Below are 15,396 nucleotides of genomic sequence, written 5' to 3'. Positions count from 1 at the left end.
TCAGAATTTTATGTTAAGATTAATTGAAAGGGGGATGTGTAATGGAACAGTTACAAATTGGAGATATAAAAGTAACGTGGTTAAAAGGCGGAAATACACATTTAGATGGAGGGGCAATGTTTGGTGTTGTGCCGAAAGTACTTTGGTCACGTAAATATAAACATAATGACACAAATCATATTTACTTACGAACAGATCCGTTACTTTTACAAACGAAAGATGGAAATATGCTCATTGATTCAGGAATAGGAAACGGTAAGTTGGATGAGAAGATGAAACGAAATCAAGGTGTAACAGAAGAATCATCGGTTTATGAATCGTTAGAAAAACAGGGATTAAAGCCTGAAGATATTCAATATGTTTTAATGACACACCTTCATTTTGATCATGCATCTGGCCTAACAAAATGGGATGGGGATCACCTTGTACCAGCGTTTCCAAATGCAAAAGTTTACGTAAGTGAAACAGAGTGGAATGAAATGAGGAACCCAAATATTAGATCCCGTAATACATATTGGAAGGAAAATTGGGAACCGATTGTAGATCAAGTTGTTACGTTTCAGCAAGAAATAGAAATTACAGATGAAATCAAGATGGCACATACGGGTGGGCATAGTGATGGACATGCAGTCATCATTTTGGAGAGTCAAGGGGAAACGATGCTACATTTAGCAGATCTCTTGCCGACGCACGCGCATCAAAATGTATTATGGGTAATGGCATACGATGATTATCCGATGACCTCGATTGAAAATAAACAAAAATGGATGAAGTATGGTGCTGAAAAAGAGGCATGGTTTACGTTTTACCATGACGCATATTATCGCGCTGTGAAGTGGAATGAGGAAGGTCATATCGTAGAAAAAATAGAACGGAAAACGAGTATAGAAGCATAAAAATAGGAGGTTGTTCCATCATATTTATTGGAGCAGCTTCTTTTTTATTGTCGGGTTTTGTCGGTAAGTCGATATATTTAAAAAATCGCTGATATAATTTTAATCAATACCCGCAATTTCAAAAAAATAAGAGGTTCACCTAATGGGAACCCTCCGTTTTATGCTGCTATAACCTCTAAAACAGTACCTGTTTTAGCATCAACTAAAAATTCAAATCGTTCTTGTATATCATCTAACATTGTTGTAAGACCGCCGCGATAAACTTCATATGCGACATCATATTTTTCAAATGTCTCTGGAACCATATGTACCCAAGAGCCAGTAATTTCACCTTTATGACTTAATGCTTGTTTCACCATTTTCAATGCTTTTTCTGAAGAAATATGGGATTGTTCTTGTACTTTGTTTGCAACGAGATAACCAGCTGCGAACCCAACGCCAAGACCTGCTACTAAACCTTTCCAGCTCATATATTCACCTCAATTCTATAAAATAAAAATAGTGTACCAATAATAATTATAAAGCAAATACAGCTAAAAAAGAAGAAACTAGAAACATTTCGAAAATTTCGTTACAATAAAAGAGGTATTCTACTAAGGTTTGAAAGAAGGGGACTTCGTGAATAAAGAGACATTGCAATTATTTCGTACGTTAACAGAATTACAAGGTGCATCAGGTTTTGAACATGATGTACGCCGTTTTATAAAACAAGAATTAAGCAAATATGCGGATGAAATTGTACAAGACGGTTTAGGTAGCGTATTTGGTCTGAAAAAAGGGGACGAAACTGGCCCGCGTGTTCTTGTAGCAGGTCATATGGATGAAGTAGGTTTCATGGTTACGCAAATTACGAAAAACGGAATGCTTCGTTTTCAAACGTTAGGCGGCTGGTGGAGCCAAGTTTTATTAGCACAGCGTGTACAAGTTATGACGAAGAATGGTCCTGTTATTGGGGTTGTTGGTTCTATTCCTCCTCATTTATTAAGTGACGCGCAACGTGCAAAACCGATGGATATAAAAAATATGTTAATTGATATAGGTGCAGATAGTTATGAAGATGCGATTGAAATTGGTGTAAAACCAGGACAACAAATCGTGCCGATTTGCCCATTCACACCGATGGCAAATGAGAAGAAAATTATGGCGAAAGCTTGGGACAACCGTTACGGATGTGGTCTTGCAATCGAATTGTTAAAAGAATTAAAAGACGAAACATTACCAAATACATTATATTCTGGTGCTACTGTACAAGAAGAAGTAGGTCTTCGCGGAGCGCAAACCGCTGCAAATATGATTCAACCAGACATTTTCTATGCGCTTGATGCAAGTCCAGCAAACGATGCATCTGGTGACAAAACGCAGTTCGGTCAATTAGGAAAAGGTGCCCTTCTTCGTATTTACGATCGCACGATGGTAACACATAGAGGAATGCGCGAATTCATTTTAGATACAGCAGAAACAAACAACATTCCGTACCAATACTTTATTTCACAAGGTGGTACAGATGCTGGTCGTGTACATACAAGTAACTCTGGTATCCCATCAGCAGTAATTGGTGTTTGTGCACGCTACATTCATACACATGCTTCAATTTTACATGTTGATGATTATGCAGCGGCGAAAGAATTAATTACGAAGCTTGTAAGAACAACAGATAAAACGACGTTAGAGACAATTAAGAATAACGCGTAGAGAAGAAGGGCGAAAAACCCTTCTTTTTTTAGGTTGAATAGATGACCCAGCGATGAGTGGGAGCGGTCAGTGCTTAATTGGTGTTCGAATGATGTATGAAGACTCCAAGTAGGAAGTGAGAGGAAGGCTGTTTTTGTTTTCGAAGACGGTAATGTTGCTAGAAAAAACCTTCTTTTTTAGGCTGAATAGATGACTTGGTGATATGTGGTAGTGGTTGATGCTTAATTCGTATCTGATAGGGATATTAGAATAGAATGATGAATTTTTATAGAGGTGAACGAAATGAAAGTAGTAGTAGGATCAAAGAATAAAACGAAGGTTGGCGCTGTGGAGAAGGTTTGGAAAGATGCTGAAATTACATCTCTTTCTGTTCCGTCAGGAGTATCAGCTCAGCCTTTCTCAGATGAAGAGACGATGCAAGGAGCGATTAATAGAGCGAAGCGAGCGCTAGAGGAAGGAGAAGCTCCAATTGGTATTGGGCTAGAAGGCGGCGTAATGAAAACGGAGCACGGTTTATTTATGTGTAACTGGGGCGCGCTAGCAACAATTGATGGGAAAGTATTTGTGGCCGGAGGAGCGCGTATTACGTTACCAGACGATTTTTTAGCACCTCTTGAAGATGGTAAGGAATTAAGCGAAGTGATGGAAGAGTTTGTGCAGCGAAAAGATATTCGTAGTCACGAAGGTGCTATCGGTATTTTTACAGATGATTATGTCGACCGCACGGAATTATTTGTACACGTTGTTAAGTTGTTAGTTGGGCAATATAAGTATGACGAAAAGCAAGCATAAACCTTGCACCGTGCGCGATGTATGGTAGTATAAAAGAAAGATTATAACATGAAAACATGCACTCGTTAGAGGAGGAAATATAGATGAAGTCATTAGAAAGCATGGAGCAATTCCAACAGTTAAAAAATGAAGAGAATGTAGTCTTTATGTTCTCAGCAGAATGGTGCCCAGACTGCCGCTTTGTAGATCCATTTATGCCAGAAGTAGAAGAGAAATATAGTGATTTCTCATTTTACTATGTAGATCGTGATGAGTTTATTGATCTATGTGTAAAATTAGACGTATTTGGCATTCCGAGCTTTGTAGCGTACAATAAGGGTGAAGAAACTGGTCGCTATGTAAACAAAGATCGTAAAACACAAGAACAAATCGAAGAGTTTATTGAAGGTTTAAAATAAGGCAATTTGCCAATTGAATTGTAAAACAACCTCTACCTTCGCGGGGGAGGTTATTTTTTTGGAAGGGAGGAAAAAGAGATGAAGATGACAAGTAAAAAGATGAAAGACGAGTTAATGAAGAAATTATCTCGCCCAGAATGGGACTTTCAGTATGATAGCGAGAAAGAAGTTCTACGTATTGAACAGAAAGACTCTAAAAAAGGTATTAACGTATCGCTTCCAGGAGTTGTGGCAAAATGGGAAGTGAATAAAGAAAAAGCAATTGAAGAGGTTGCTTATTATGTACAAGAAGCGCTAATTGCGATGCATAAAGAAGAAAATAGCGGAGCGAAAATTTTACCTGTTATTCGCTCTACTTCTTTCCCGAAACAAGCAGAAGAAGGAAATCCGTTTATTATGACGGATCATACGGCGGAAACACGTATTTACTATGCGTTAGATTCGAATAAAACGTATCGACTAATCGATGAGCGTCTGTTACAAAAATTAGAACTTACAGAACAGCAAGTACGTGAAATGGCATTATTCAATGCTCGTTCATTAGGTTATGAATTTAAACAAGACACAGTAGCGGGTAATACATTCTACTTTTTAAACACAAATGATGGGTATGACGCGACGCGTATTTTAAACGAATCGTTACTACAATCGATGCGTGAAAAGATTTCTGGTGACATGGTTGTTGCTGTTCCTCACCAAGATGTATTAATTATTGCTGATATCGTTAACGAAATCGGTTATGATATTATTGCACAAATGACAATGAAATTTTTTGCCGAAGGGCATGTTCCGATTACATCACTTTCATTCGTATATGAAGATGGAGACTTTGAACCAATCTTTATTTTAGCGAAGAATCGGAAGAAGACAGATGGAAAAGAGAAAGGATGAACGAAGTGAACGTTTTTTACAACCTTGAAGGAATTGGTGACACTTTAATTGTTGCCTTACAAGATATTACTTTAGAGAACCGTACTTTTGATCGCAAAGGAGATGTTGCTCGCGTTTATGATCGTGAAAGCAACGTAACGGGAGGATTCAACATCTTTAATGCATCTTCTTATTTAGAAGTAACAGAAACAGGTAACCTTACATTAACGAAAGAGCTTGTTGAGAAAATCAACGAAATTTTAGCGAAGAACGGCTTTGAAGAAACAGTAGAAGCAGATCTTTCTCCGAAATTTGTTGTAGGTTATGTAGCTGAAAAAGAAAAGCATCCAAATGCTGATAAGTTAAACATCTGTAAAGTAGAAATCGGTACAGAAACATTACAAATCGTATGTGGCGCACCAAACGTTGATGCAGGACAAAAAGTTGTCGTTGCAAAAATCGGTGCTGTAATGCCAAGCGGTATGTTAATCAAGCCAGCTGAGCTTCGCGGTGTTCCTTCTTCTGGAATGATCTGCTCTGCACGTGAATTAGAGCTTCCAGACGCTCCACAAGAAAAAGGTATTCTTGTATTAGAAGATAGTTTTGAAGTTGGACAAGAATTTAAATTTTAATTGATATAAAAAAAGAGAGGTTGTCCTTTTGGGCAGCCTCTCTTTTTTGTCATTTTTGTTGGTAAGTCGAAATTTCGTGTTGAATCGTTAATATATTGAGAGTTGTGATAGATATACTCAAAAAATCGTAAATATGATAAGGGTGTCACCTTTTGTCTTAAAATCTATATTGTATTTTATAAACAAACTAGTTAAAATTTAGAAAAATAGAAGGGGATAGACGTATGAAACAACAACCAAAAATCGCAGAACTTCTAAAACGAATTGAAACTTCAAAACAGCAAGATGTTGAACTAGGTACTTATGAAATATATGTGTTTAGTGAAAGTGAATTAGAAAAAGGACAAATCGGTTACCGATATGATAAACATAAAAAGTCATTAATAAGTGAAGAAAACGGAAAGTGGCAAGAAGGATGGATTGCAATTGGATATGAAACGGATATGGGCGATCCAGTTTTCGTAAATATAGATGATGACGCTTATCCAGTTTATACTGCAGAACGTGGTACAGAAACATGGCAGCCAGTTTATATTGGAAATATGGATGAGATTATAGGGCAATTATAAGAAAGACTTTGAATCCGGTGCAAAGTGATGGGAGAGAAGTATGAAGTATATAAAAATAATGAGCATGATTGTATTCATTGGAATATATATGGCCGGTTGTTCACAAGAGCAGCCGAAAAAAGAAACTACATCTTCTATACAAGAGAAAAACAAAGATACCAAAGAAGACGCACCGGTAGAAAAGCAGCAAGAACAAGAAAAGAACGAAGAATCACAAGCAATTCAAACGAATGAGCAAGTAGAACATAAGCAAGAGGAAGTATCATCTGAGGAAAAGAAAGAAGAAACTACGCCAGTGCAGCCAATTGAGCAACCAGTGCAAAATAATGAACAAAAAGTAGAGAGTAATGAAAAGCAAGGAAAGTTTCTCGTCGTTATTGATCCAGGGCATCAACAAAAAGCGAATTTAAATTTAGAGCCGATTGGACCAGGGGCAACAACGCAAAAATATAAAGTGACAGATGGTACAACAGGTGTTGTGACGAAAAAGAGAGAGGCTGTACTTGTATTAGAAATGGCTTTTTTATTAAAAGAAAAGCTTGAAGAAAAAGGGATACAAGTGTTAATGACAAGAACGTCACAAGACGTTGATATAAGTAATAAAGAACGGGCGACATTCGCAAATAATCATAAGGCTAATTTATTTTTACGTCTTCATGCAGATGGTTCTGAAAATCCAAACCAAAGTGGATTTGCTGTATTGACGCCGGCAGAAGGAAGTCCGTATACGAAAGAGATTTATGCGGAAAGTCTTCAAATCTCCCAAACGATAGTAAATAAAATGAGAGAAAATCAGCAAGTGAAAGTAAATGGAATTAAATTTAGGGGTGACCTTTCTGGATTCAATTGGTCCAAAGTACCTGGCGTACTATTAGAACTTGGGTTTATGTCAAACTATGAAGAAGATAAAAAATTATCTGACCCGCAGTATGTAAATTCTTTATTGCAAAGTGTAACGGATAGTGTAGATGCATATCGGAAGAGTAAAGCTTAAGCGCAGTCTTACATGAAAGGCTGCGTTTTTCCATAGGAAAACACTCGTAAATTAGAATATTGTGGATAAATATGACATGCTTAATTTTACCTGCACTTTTTGCCGAATGCTGATACAATAAAGGATGTTACTATTTAGTAGAAAGAGTGGTAAGCATGTTAGATTGGATGAAAAAGCTGTTTAACAAAGAGGAAGAACAAACAGCGATGAATAAAGAAGTACCAAAGCAAATTGAAAGTCAGCCGAAAATTCCTCGTGTAAACCACTACACTGAAGCAAGAGAAGCACAAATGGCAAGTAGGAATGCAGGTAAATGCCGTTTTCCTTTAGTACCGGATAATGGGTTCGATGAAGAGGATGAAAGCGAAGTAAATCGCTTTGAAGAACAACCTGTTCAAGGAGTAGCATATGAAGAACCGACTGCCCAAAGAGGAATAAAGGTGGAAAGAAGCAGACGACCGTATGTGGAAAAGGTTGTTTCTACATATGAAGAACCGGAAGTGCAATATGAACCGGTGCGGGAGTCTGTCGTTAAAAAGGCATCTGCACCTTCGCAAGAGAGTAACCGTAGACCATTTCGTCCAACAGAAATGATTTCGCCAATTTATGGATATAATCGTCCTTCAGTAGAGAAAAAGGTTGAAAAGCAGGAGGAAGTAAAAGAAAGAGAAGATCTTGAAATATCTGTAGAGGGAAAAGCAGTTGTTGATGCATGGTTAGAGAAAAAAGGATATAAATTATCTGATTTCTCAGAAGGGCAAGCAACGTCTTCTGCTCCAGGTGAAGTAGTTGAACAGAAAGGCCAACAGAGTAAAAAAGAAGAAAAATCAGTTGTTGATCAATGGCTAGAGAAAAACGGTTATGAAATTGAACGCCAAGTGCCTTTAGTAGAAGAAAAAGAAGTGATTAAAGAAATGAGTACACCGCAGGAAGTTTCAGCGGATGAATTACTTCATAAAACAGTAGCTGAGCAGATGGAAAGTGCTAAGCTAGAAAAAGATGTAGTGGTGTTAAACGAAAACAATCTACAAGAAGAATTAGTAGCTTCTAAAGTAGAGCACGAGGATACAATATTATCAGAAGAAATTAAACGTAATACAGAAATAAAACAACCTACTATTGAAGTAGAAAAGCAAGCTCCAGAAGAATCAGTGATTGTCAAAGCAGAAGAAAAACTTGAAGAAACAATCATTGTGGAAATACCAGAAGAGCTAGAAGAAGTGGAAGTAATTACAGAAACAGAAGAGCAAGAAGAAGTAGAAGTAATTGCAGAAACAGAAGAGCTAGAAGAAGTAGAAGTAATTGCAGAAACAGAAGAGCTAGAAGAAGTAGAAGTAATTGCAGAAGTAGAAGAGTCAGAAGAAGTGGAAGTAATTGCAGAAGCGGAAGAGTCAGAAGAAGTAGAAGTAATTACAGAAACAGAAGAGCAAGAAGAAGTGGAAGTAATTGCAGAAACGGAAGAGTCAGAAGAAGTAGAAGTAATTACAGAAACAGAAGAGCAAGAAGAAGTAGAAGTAATCGCAGAAATAGAAGAATCAGAAGAAGTGGAAGTAATTGCAGAAACGGAAGAGTCAGAAGAAGTAGAAGTGATTGCAGAAGCAGAAGAGCAAGAAGAAGTAGAAGTAATTGCAGAAGCAGAAGAGTCAGAAGAAGTGGAAGTGATTGCAGAAGCGGAAGAGTCAGAAGAAGTAGAAGTGATTGCAGAAGCAGAAGAGCAAGAAGAAGTAGAAGTAATTGCAGAAGCAGAAGAGTCAGAAGAAGTGGAAGTGATTGCAGAAGCGGAAGAGTCAGAAGAAGTAGAAGTAGAAGTAGAAGTAGAAGTAGAAGTAGAAGTAGAAGTAATTACAGAAACAGAAGAGCAAGAAGAAGTGGAAGTGATTGCGGAAACAGAAGAGCAAGAAGAAGTGGAAGTAATTGCGGAAACAGAAGAGCAAGAAGAAGTAGAAGTGATCGCAGAAACAAAAGCGCCTGTAGTAGAGACATTTGTAGCACTTGAGGAAATTCAGCAAGAAGATGAAGTAATTGAACAAAACAGTGAATTCATACATGTAGCTGAGGCTGATGAACAGACAAAGAACGATGTTCAAAGCTTTGCGAATGTTTTAATTGCAGAAACAGAAGAAAATAAACGAGTTGTAGAAGAAGCACCGGTCGTAGAAGAGCAATCAGTTGAAGAAGAAGTGCCGGTCGCAGAAGAACAACCCGTTGTAAAAAAAGAAGAACCAAAACGTGAGAAAAAGCGTCATGTACCATTTAATGTTGTTATGTTGAAACAAGATAGAACACGATTAATGGAAAGACATGCAGCTAGAGCAAATGCAATGCAGCCTTCTGCTAATGTACGAGTAGAGAATAAGCCAGTACAACAAGAGGTAGCAGAACCACAAGTGGAAGAACAACCAATGCAGCAGGTGGTAGTAGAATCACAAGTGGAAGAAAGCCCAGTGCAGCAAGTAGTAGCAGAACCACAAGTGGAAGAACAACCAATGCAGCAAGTAGTAGCAGAACCACAAGTGGAAGAAAGCCCAGTGCAGCAAGTAGTAGCAAAGACACAAGTAGAAGAACAACCAATGCAGCAAGTAGTAGCAGAACCACAAGTGGAAGAGCAATCAATGCAGCAGGTGGTAGTAGAATCACAAGTGGAAGAAAGCCCAGTGCAGCAAGTAGTAGCAGAACCACAAGTGGAAGAACAACCAATGCAGCAAGTAGTAGCAGAACCACAAGTGGAAGAGCAACCAATGCAGCAGGTGGTAGTAGAATCACAAGTGGAAGAAAGCCCAGTGCAGCAAGTAGTAGCAGAACCACAAGTGGAAGAACAACCAATGCAACAAGTAGTGGTAGAGCAAGTACAAAAGTCAATTTCAAGTACAGAACCAAAAGAGAAGGCATATGTTGTAAATCAAAGAGAGAACGATATGCGAAATGTATTGCATACACCACCGACGTATACTGTTCCGCCATTAGCGTTGTTGTCAATTCCACAGCAAACAGCGCTAGATAATACAGAATGGTTAGAAGAGCAGAAAGAATTATTAGATACAACGTTTAATAATTTCCATGTTGGAGCACATGTTATTAATGTATCGCAAGGACCAGCAGTAACTCGTTTTGAAGTGCAACCAGACCCAGGCGTGAAAGTAAATAAAATTACAAATTTAAGTGATGATATTAAGTTAAGTTTAGCTGCGAAAGATATTCGTATTGAAGCGCCGATTCCAGGGAAGAGTGCGATTGGGATTGAAGTTCCAAATAAAGAAAGTAAGCCAGTATTTCTTCGTGAAATTTTAAGAAGTCCTGTATTCACAAAGAGTGAATCACCGCTTACTGTTGCGCTTGGACTTGATATTTCAGGGGATCCAATTGTAACGGATATTCGAAAAATGCCGCACGGACTTATTGCGGGTGCAACGGGTTCAGGTAAAAGTGTGTGTATTAACGCAATTTTAACGAGTATTTTATATAAAGCGAAACCACATGAAGTGAAGTTAATGTTAATTGATCCGAAGATGGTTGAGCTTGCACCATACAATTCTGTTCCGCATCTTGTAGCACCTGTTATTACGGATGTAAAAGCAGCAACAGCTGCATTAAAATGGGCAGTTGAGGAAATGGAACGCCGTTATGAATTGTTTGCACACGCAGGTGCTCGTGATTTAACTCGCTACAATACGATTGTAAGTGAGCGAGAAATTCCAGGAGAGACATTACCTTATATCGTTATTGTCATTGACGAGTTAGCTGATTTAATGATGGTAGCACCGGGTGATGTTGAGGAAGCGATTTGTCGTATTGCGCAAAAAGCACGTGCTTGTGGTATTCATTTATTAGTAGCGACGCAGCGTCCATCTGTAGATGTTATTACAGGTTTAATTAAGTCAAATATTCCAACGCGTATTGCGTTTACTGTATCATCTCAAGTTGATTCACGTACGATTATCGATATTGGGGGCGCGGAGAAATTACTTGGCCGTGGTGATATGTTATTTTTAGGGAACGGTACATCTAAGCCAGTTCGTATACAAGGTGTCTATGTATCGGATGATGAGATTGAAAAAACAGTTGATCATGTGAGAAAGCAAATGAAGCCGAATTACTTATTTAAGCAAGAGGATTTATTAGCGAAAACAGAACAGGCTGAGTCGGAAGATGAATTGTTCTTTGATGCATGTCAATTTGTTGTAGAACAAGGGGGAGCGTCCACATCTTCTGTACAGCGAAAATTCCGCATCGGTTATAATCGCGCGGCACGTCTCATTGAAGAGATGGAATCGCAAGGAATTATTTCTGAAGGTAGAGGAACGAAACCGAGAGATGTCCTTATTTCTGAGGATGAATTTGCCGCTATGCAGGAAACAAATGTATAGTAAACGGTTTTGCTGTATACTAAGAGAAAATGTTGGATAGTAAAGTAGGGAGTAAAGCGACATGAAAGAAATTGAATTAAAATTAAAAGGTGAAATAAATAGACTAACAAATAAAACATTTAAATTTGACGAACGTGTTGGAGAAGGTTGGTTCTCTGCCGTTTACTTTTTAAAGACTAGAGAAATCATCGAAGAATTTCGCCCGAAAAGTGTTGTAACGATGCAATTTTTCCAAAAGGAAAATGCAGTTCTTTGCGGAACGGATGAAGTAATTGCATTGCTACAAACATTCGCTAAAAATCCTGAGGAACTTGAGATTAACTCTTTAAAAGATGGCGATAAAATTAGTCCATTTGAAACAGTGTTAACAATTCATGGTCCTTATGAGAATTTCGGATTTTTAGAAGGTGTTATTGATGGGATTTTAGCTCGTCGTACATCGGTTGCAACAAACGTATATAATGTTGTTCAAGCTGCACGTAGTGTAGATAAAGAAAAACCAGTTATTTTCATGGGAGATCGTGACGATCATTATACACAACAAGCTGGTGACGGTTATGCAGCATACATCGGAGGTATGAGCGCACAAGCGACGCATGCGATGAATGAATGGTGGGGCAGAAGTGGTATGGGAACAATGCCTCACGCATTAATTCAAATGTTTAATGGTGATGTTGTAGAAGCGGCAAAAGCATATCATAAGAAATTCCCAGAAGATGAATTAGTTGTACTAATTGATTACAATAATGATGTTATTACAGATGCACTTCGTGTAGCGCGTGAGTTTGGATCAACATTAAAAGGTGTGCGTGTAGATACGTCTCGCACAATGATTGATCAATACTTTATTCGCCACCCAGAAGTACTTGGAACATTCGATCCACGTGGTGTAAACCCATCGCTCGTATTTGCACTTCGCAAGGCGCTTGATGAAGAAGGATTCCAGCATGTAGACATCGTTGTAACTGGTGGATTTGATGAAAAACGTATTCGTGAATTTGAAGCTCAAAAGGTACCTGTTGACATATACGGGGTAGGAAGTAGCTTGTTAAAAATGAATATTGGCTTTACTGGTGATAATGTAGAATTAAATGGGAAACCAGAAGCAAAAGCTGGTCGTAAATATCGTCCAAACCCACGTTTAGAGCGTGTTCAATTAGAAAAAAGAGAAGATATGTAAAAGAGAGAAAAACTGATAGGTGATTGACCCTATCAGTTTTTCTGTTATCATAGTATAGCGGCTTCTTTTTTGCTATAATGGACTTGTTATGGACATATAAAGAAGTACGTACGAGTTTATCCTGATAAGTGAAGGGAAAGAATAACTTCACTACATCAAAAATGTATGATGATTACCAAAATAAGAAAAGATTCATATACTGTCTTATAGATAGGCCGTTGTATTAGTTCGAAATGTTGGAGGTTCTTTAAGATGACAGTTTACCATTTTGTAGGAATTAAAGGAACAGGAATGAGTTCATTAGCGCAAATTCTTCATGATATGAAGCATACTGTTCAAGGGTCTGATTATGAAAAGCGTTTCTTTACACAAACAGCGTTGGAAAAGCGTAGTATCTCGATCCTTCCTTTTGATAAGAATAATGTAGAAGAAGGACAAGTGATTATTGCAGGAAATGCATTTCCTGATACGCATGAAGAAATCGTAGCAGCAAAAGAATTAAACATCCCAGTCCATCGTTACCATCATTTCTTAGGTGACCTGATGAGCCAATACACAAGTGTTGCTGTAACTGGTGCACACGGAAAAACATCAACAACAGGTTTGTTAGCCCATGTAATGCAAGGTGCACACCCGACATCTTACCTTATTGGAGATGGAACAGGGCATGGGGTAGAAAATAGTAAGTATTTTGTATTTGAAGCTTGTGAGTATCGTCGTCATTTCTTGTCTTACAATCCAGACTATGCAATTATGACGAATATTGATTTTGATCATCCAGATTATTTTGCAGACATCAATGATGTATTCAGTGCATTCCAAGAGATGGCATTGCAAGTGAAAAAAGGCATTATTGCATGTGGAGATGATGAAGAACTTCAAAAAATTCAAGCGAAAGTACCTGTTATTTTCTATGGATTTGGAGAAGATAATGATTTCCAAGCACGTAACATTCAAAAGAGAACAGATGGCACGATATTCGATGTATTCGTTCGTAATACGTACTATGACACGTTCAAAATTACAGGATACGGCAACCATAGCGTATTAAATGCATTAGCAGTAATCGCGCTTTGTCATTATGAAAACGTTGATGTAGAAGCAGTAAAACATCAATTAACAACTTTTGAAGGCGTAAAACGTCGCTTTAATGAAAAGCCGATGGGAGAGCAAGTAATCATCGATGACTACGCACACCATCCGACAGAAATTAATGCAACGATTGAAGCTGCTCGTCAAAAACATCCAGAGCGTGAAGTTGTCGCTGTATTCCAGCCACATACATTCTCACGTACAGAAAAGTTCTTAGATGAGTTCGCAGAAAGCTTAAGCAAAGCTGACCAAGTATACTTATGTGATATTTTCGGATCAGCACGTGAAAACAAAGGTGAATTAACAATCGAAGATCTGCAAAAGCGTATTGACGGTGCAGAATTAATTACAGATACAACAACGGATGTATTAAAGAAACATAAAAACGGCGTTCTAATTTTCATGGGCGCAGGTGACATCCAAAAATTCGAAGCAGCTTACGTAAAAGAAGTTCAAGTTGCAGAGAAATAATAGAAAAGACGCATAGCGGTGGCTGTGCGTCTTTTTTGTTGTGTTCAACTTTTATTTATGTATTGACCTAGAGCTAACTCTAGGTTGTAAGATGAAAATGTAAAAACAAGGGGGAGAGAACATGTATAAAATCGGTGAAGTAGCAGAATTAACAGGGATGGGCATTCACACTTTGCGCTACTATGAGAAATTAGGTTTATTACCACCACCAACGCGATATAGTGGTATTCGTCAATATACAGAAGGCGATGTACGTTTATTAAAATTTTTATATTCATTAAAACAAACTGGGATGTCATTAGAAGAGATGGCTGAGTTTGCAAGTGATGGGTGCATTATAGAGGAAATTAGGCAGAAGAAAGAGGAAGTACCAGCGAAAGTAAAAAAGAGAATTTCCATTTTAACAACGCACTTGGAGCGATTAAAAGAACAGCAGGAACAATTGCAAAAAGTTGTTCAGCTAACGGAGGAGAAGTTAGAAATTTATTACGGTTTTCTAGAAGAAAAGGACTTGGAGGCCGGCAATGAAAAATAAAGTATATACGCAGTTATTAGGTTTTGCGATATTTACTGGTGGGACATTTAATGCGTCGAAATATGCGGTGCAGTATTTCGACGTAATTCATATAGCAGCATGGCGTTTTGGGATTGCTGCATTTGTGATGTTATGTTTGTTAAAAATACGAAAAGATTTTGATTTGAAAGTATGGATGCAGAATAGGACCTATTATCTTTTGCTAGGTATTGTTGGTGTATTCGGCTTTAACTTTTTTTTCTTTTTAGGAATGAAATATACAGAAGCTGTTAATGGTGCACTTATTATGGCGACAAATCCTCTCGTTACGACGCTGTTAGCAAGTGTCATTTTACGAGAGAAAATTGTGAAGCGCCAAGCTATTGGAATGTTACTTGCACTAATTGGCGTTGTTTTTGTACTTACACAAGGTTCGTTTACAATACTACAACATTTATCATTTTCAAAAGGGGATTTTTATATTTTATTAGGGAATATTTGCTGGGCGTTATACGGCGTGCTAGGCAGACGGTTTATTAAAACTGGTAATCCAATACAAACGACGACATATACGATGACTATTGGTGCACTTGCCTTTATTATCATATCTTCTACACAAAAAAGTATAGTACCAGTTTTAGAAATTCCTTTGTTGGCATGGGGAGCAATTCTCTTTATGGCAATTGGAATGAGTGTGCTTGGTTACTTATGGTGGAATAATGGAATTGCTCAAATTGGTGCAGCAAGGACATCATTATTTTTTAATCTAGTGCCTGTTGTTACAATACTTATTTCTTTTATTGAAGGATTCAATATAACATCTGCACAATCTGTAGGAATGATATTAGTTATTACGGGAGTATCGTATTCTTCTGGTTTTATACAAAGAAAATCAAAAGAAAGTGTTAATATTTAACTTTTTACACCTAAAA

At 37.8% G+C, this 15,396-nt stretch carries 14 protein-coding genes; 13 read left to right on the top strand and 1 reads right to left on the bottom strand.

Annotated elements, in window-relative coordinates; genetic code table 11:
- The first annotated feature begins 41 nt into the window (after positions 1–41).
- A complete protein-coding gene (locus ACO6VI_RS01735) occupies positions 42–896 on the top strand; it encodes a YtnP family quorum-quenching lactonase (RefSeq protein WP_000436840.1) in 855 nt (284 codons plus the stop codon).
- Between the two features lie 158 nt (positions 897–1,054).
- On the opposite strand, the gene ACO6VI_RS01730 is transcribed toward ACO6VI_RS01735, so the two are convergent.
- Positions 1,055–1,366: a PepSY domain-containing protein gene (locus ACO6VI_RS01730; RefSeq protein WP_000118541.1), complete on the bottom strand. Its 312-nt coding sequence runs from the start codon at positions 1,364–1,366 to the stop codon at positions 1,055–1,057.
- A gap of 148 nt (positions 1,367–1,514) precedes the next feature.
- Between ACO6VI_RS01730 and ACO6VI_RS01725 the strand changes: the two genes are divergently transcribed.
- The 12 genes from ACO6VI_RS01725 to ACO6VI_RS01670 all read left to right on the top strand — a co-directional run bounded on the left by ACO6VI_RS01725 (position 1,515) and on the right by ACO6VI_RS01670 (position 15,380).
- On the top strand, positions 1,515–2,588 hold the full coding sequence (locus tag ACO6VI_RS01725; RefSeq protein ID WP_422422966.1) for a M42 family metallopeptidase: 1,074 nt from the start codon (positions 1,515–1,517) through the stop codon (positions 2,586–2,588).
- 282 nt (positions 2,589–2,870) lie between these two features.
- Complete coding sequence (locus ACO6VI_RS01720; protein WP_000869939.1) at positions 2,871–3,380, top strand: DUF84 family protein; 510 nt, start codon at positions 2,871–2,873, stop codon at positions 3,378–3,380.
- A gap of 83 nt (positions 3,381–3,463) precedes the next feature.
- Entirely contained in the window at positions 3,464–3,778 is a 315-nt protein-coding gene (locus tag ACO6VI_RS01715; protein ID WP_000838193.1) for a thioredoxin family protein, read from the top strand.
- A 78-nt stretch (positions 3,779–3,856) separates the two neighbouring features.
- Positions 3,857–4,669: a DUF1444 domain-containing protein gene (locus ACO6VI_RS01710; RefSeq protein ID WP_000784605.1), complete on the top strand. Its 813-nt coding sequence runs from the start codon at positions 3,857–3,859 to the stop codon at positions 4,667–4,669.
- Positions 4,666–5,280, top strand: coding sequence for a YtpR family tRNA-binding protein (ytpR, locus tag ACO6VI_RS01705; protein ID WP_001006777.1), 615 nt, complete (start codon positions 4,666–4,668; stop codon positions 5,278–5,280). The genes ACO6VI_RS01710 and ytpR overlap by 4 nt, the downstream gene beginning before the upstream one ends.
- A gap of 224 nt (positions 5,281–5,504) precedes the next feature.
- Positions 5,505–5,849: a hypothetical protein gene (locus tag ACO6VI_RS01700; RefSeq protein ID WP_000813348.1), complete on the top strand. Its 345-nt coding sequence runs from the start codon at positions 5,505–5,507 to the stop codon at positions 5,847–5,849.
- A 40-nt stretch (positions 5,850–5,889) separates the two neighbouring features.
- The gene (locus tag ACO6VI_RS01695; RefSeq protein ID WP_023523194.1) at positions 5,890–6,843 is read left to right on the top strand and encodes an N-acetylmuramoyl-L-alanine amidase; all 954 of its coding nucleotides are present in this window, start codon (positions 5,890–5,892) and stop codon (positions 6,841–6,843) included.
- Positions 6,844–6,998: 155 nt separating this feature from the next.
- Positions 6,999–11,207: a DNA translocase FtsK gene (locus tag ACO6VI_RS01690; protein WP_422422965.1), complete on the top strand. Its 4,209-nt coding sequence runs from the start codon at positions 6,999–7,001 to the stop codon at positions 11,205–11,207.
- A 61-nt stretch (positions 11,208–11,268) separates the two neighbouring features.
- A complete protein-coding gene (locus tag ACO6VI_RS01685) occupies positions 11,269–12,387 on the top strand; it encodes a nicotinate phosphoribosyltransferase (protein ID WP_000658372.1) in 1,119 nt (372 codons plus the stop codon).
- A 252-nt stretch (positions 12,388–12,639) separates the two neighbouring features.
- Complete coding sequence (gene murC, locus ACO6VI_RS01680) at positions 12,640–13,950, top strand: UDP-N-acetylmuramate--L-alanine ligase (RefSeq protein ID WP_000219469.1); 1,311 nt, start codon at positions 12,640–12,642, stop codon at positions 13,948–13,950.
- 121 nt (positions 13,951–14,071) lie between these two features.
- The gene (locus ACO6VI_RS01675; protein ID WP_000276605.1) at positions 14,072–14,485 is read left to right on the top strand and encodes a MerR family transcriptional regulator; all 414 of its coding nucleotides are present in this window, start codon (positions 14,072–14,074) and stop codon (positions 14,483–14,485) included.
- On the top strand, positions 14,475–15,380 hold the full coding sequence (locus ACO6VI_RS01670) for a DMT family transporter (protein WP_078993688.1): 906 nt from the start codon (positions 14,475–14,477) through the stop codon (positions 15,378–15,380). Before ACO6VI_RS01675 ends, ACO6VI_RS01670 begins: the two co-directional genes overlap by 11 nt.
- Positions 15,381–15,396 lie beyond the last annotated feature (16 nt).

The sequence above is a fragment of the Bacillus sp. PSXD-155 genome (assembly GCF_049310765.1).
Classification (GTDB): Bacteria; Bacillota; Bacilli; order Bacillales; family Bacillaceae_G; genus Bacillus_A; species Bacillus_A cereus.
Note: the sequence above shows the minus strand (reverse complement) of the source record. Positions and strands in the feature narration are given on the sequence as shown.

Coding starts and splice junctions, on each gene's coding strand:
- ACO6VI_RS01735 (WP_000436840.1), top strand. CDS start 42: ATGGAACAGTTACAAATTGGAGATATAAAAGTAACGTGGTTAAAAGGC.
- ACO6VI_RS01730 (WP_000118541.1), bottom strand. CDS start 1,366: ATGAGCTGGAAAGGTTTAGTAGCAGGTCTTGGCGTTGGGTTCGCAGCT.
- ACO6VI_RS01720 (WP_000869939.1), top strand. CDS start 2,871: ATGAAAGTAGTAGTAGGATCAAAGAATAAAACGAAGGTTGGCGCTGTG.
- ACO6VI_RS01715 (WP_000838193.1), top strand. CDS start 3,464: ATGAAGTCATTAGAAAGCATGGAGCAATTCCAACAGTTAAAAAATGAA.
- ACO6VI_RS01710 (WP_000784605.1), top strand. CDS start 3,857: ATGAAGATGACAAGTAAAAAGATGAAAGACGAGTTAATGAAGAAATTA.
- ytpR (WP_001006777.1), top strand. CDS start 4,666: ATGAACGAAGTGAACGTTTTTTACAACCTTGAAGGAATTGGTGACACT.
- ACO6VI_RS01700 (WP_000813348.1), top strand. CDS start 5,505: ATGAAACAACAACCAAAAATCGCAGAACTTCTAAAACGAATTGAAACT.
- ACO6VI_RS01695 (WP_023523194.1), top strand. CDS start 5,890: ATGAAGTATATAAAAATAATGAGCATGATTGTATTCATTGGAATATAT.
- ACO6VI_RS01690 (WP_422422965.1), top strand. CDS start 6,999: ATGTTAGATTGGATGAAAAAGCTGTTTAACAAAGAGGAAGAACAAACA.
- ACO6VI_RS01685 (WP_000658372.1), top strand. CDS start 11,269: ATGAAAGAAATTGAATTAAAATTAAAAGGTGAAATAAATAGACTAACA.
- murC (WP_000219469.1), top strand. CDS start 12,640: ATGACAGTTTACCATTTTGTAGGAATTAAAGGAACAGGAATGAGTTCA.
- ACO6VI_RS01675 (WP_000276605.1), top strand. CDS start 14,072: ATGTATAAAATCGGTGAAGTAGCAGAATTAACAGGGATGGGCATTCAC.
- ACO6VI_RS01670 (WP_078993688.1), top strand. CDS start 14,475: ATGAAAAATAAAGTATATACGCAGTTATTAGGTTTTGCGATATTTACT.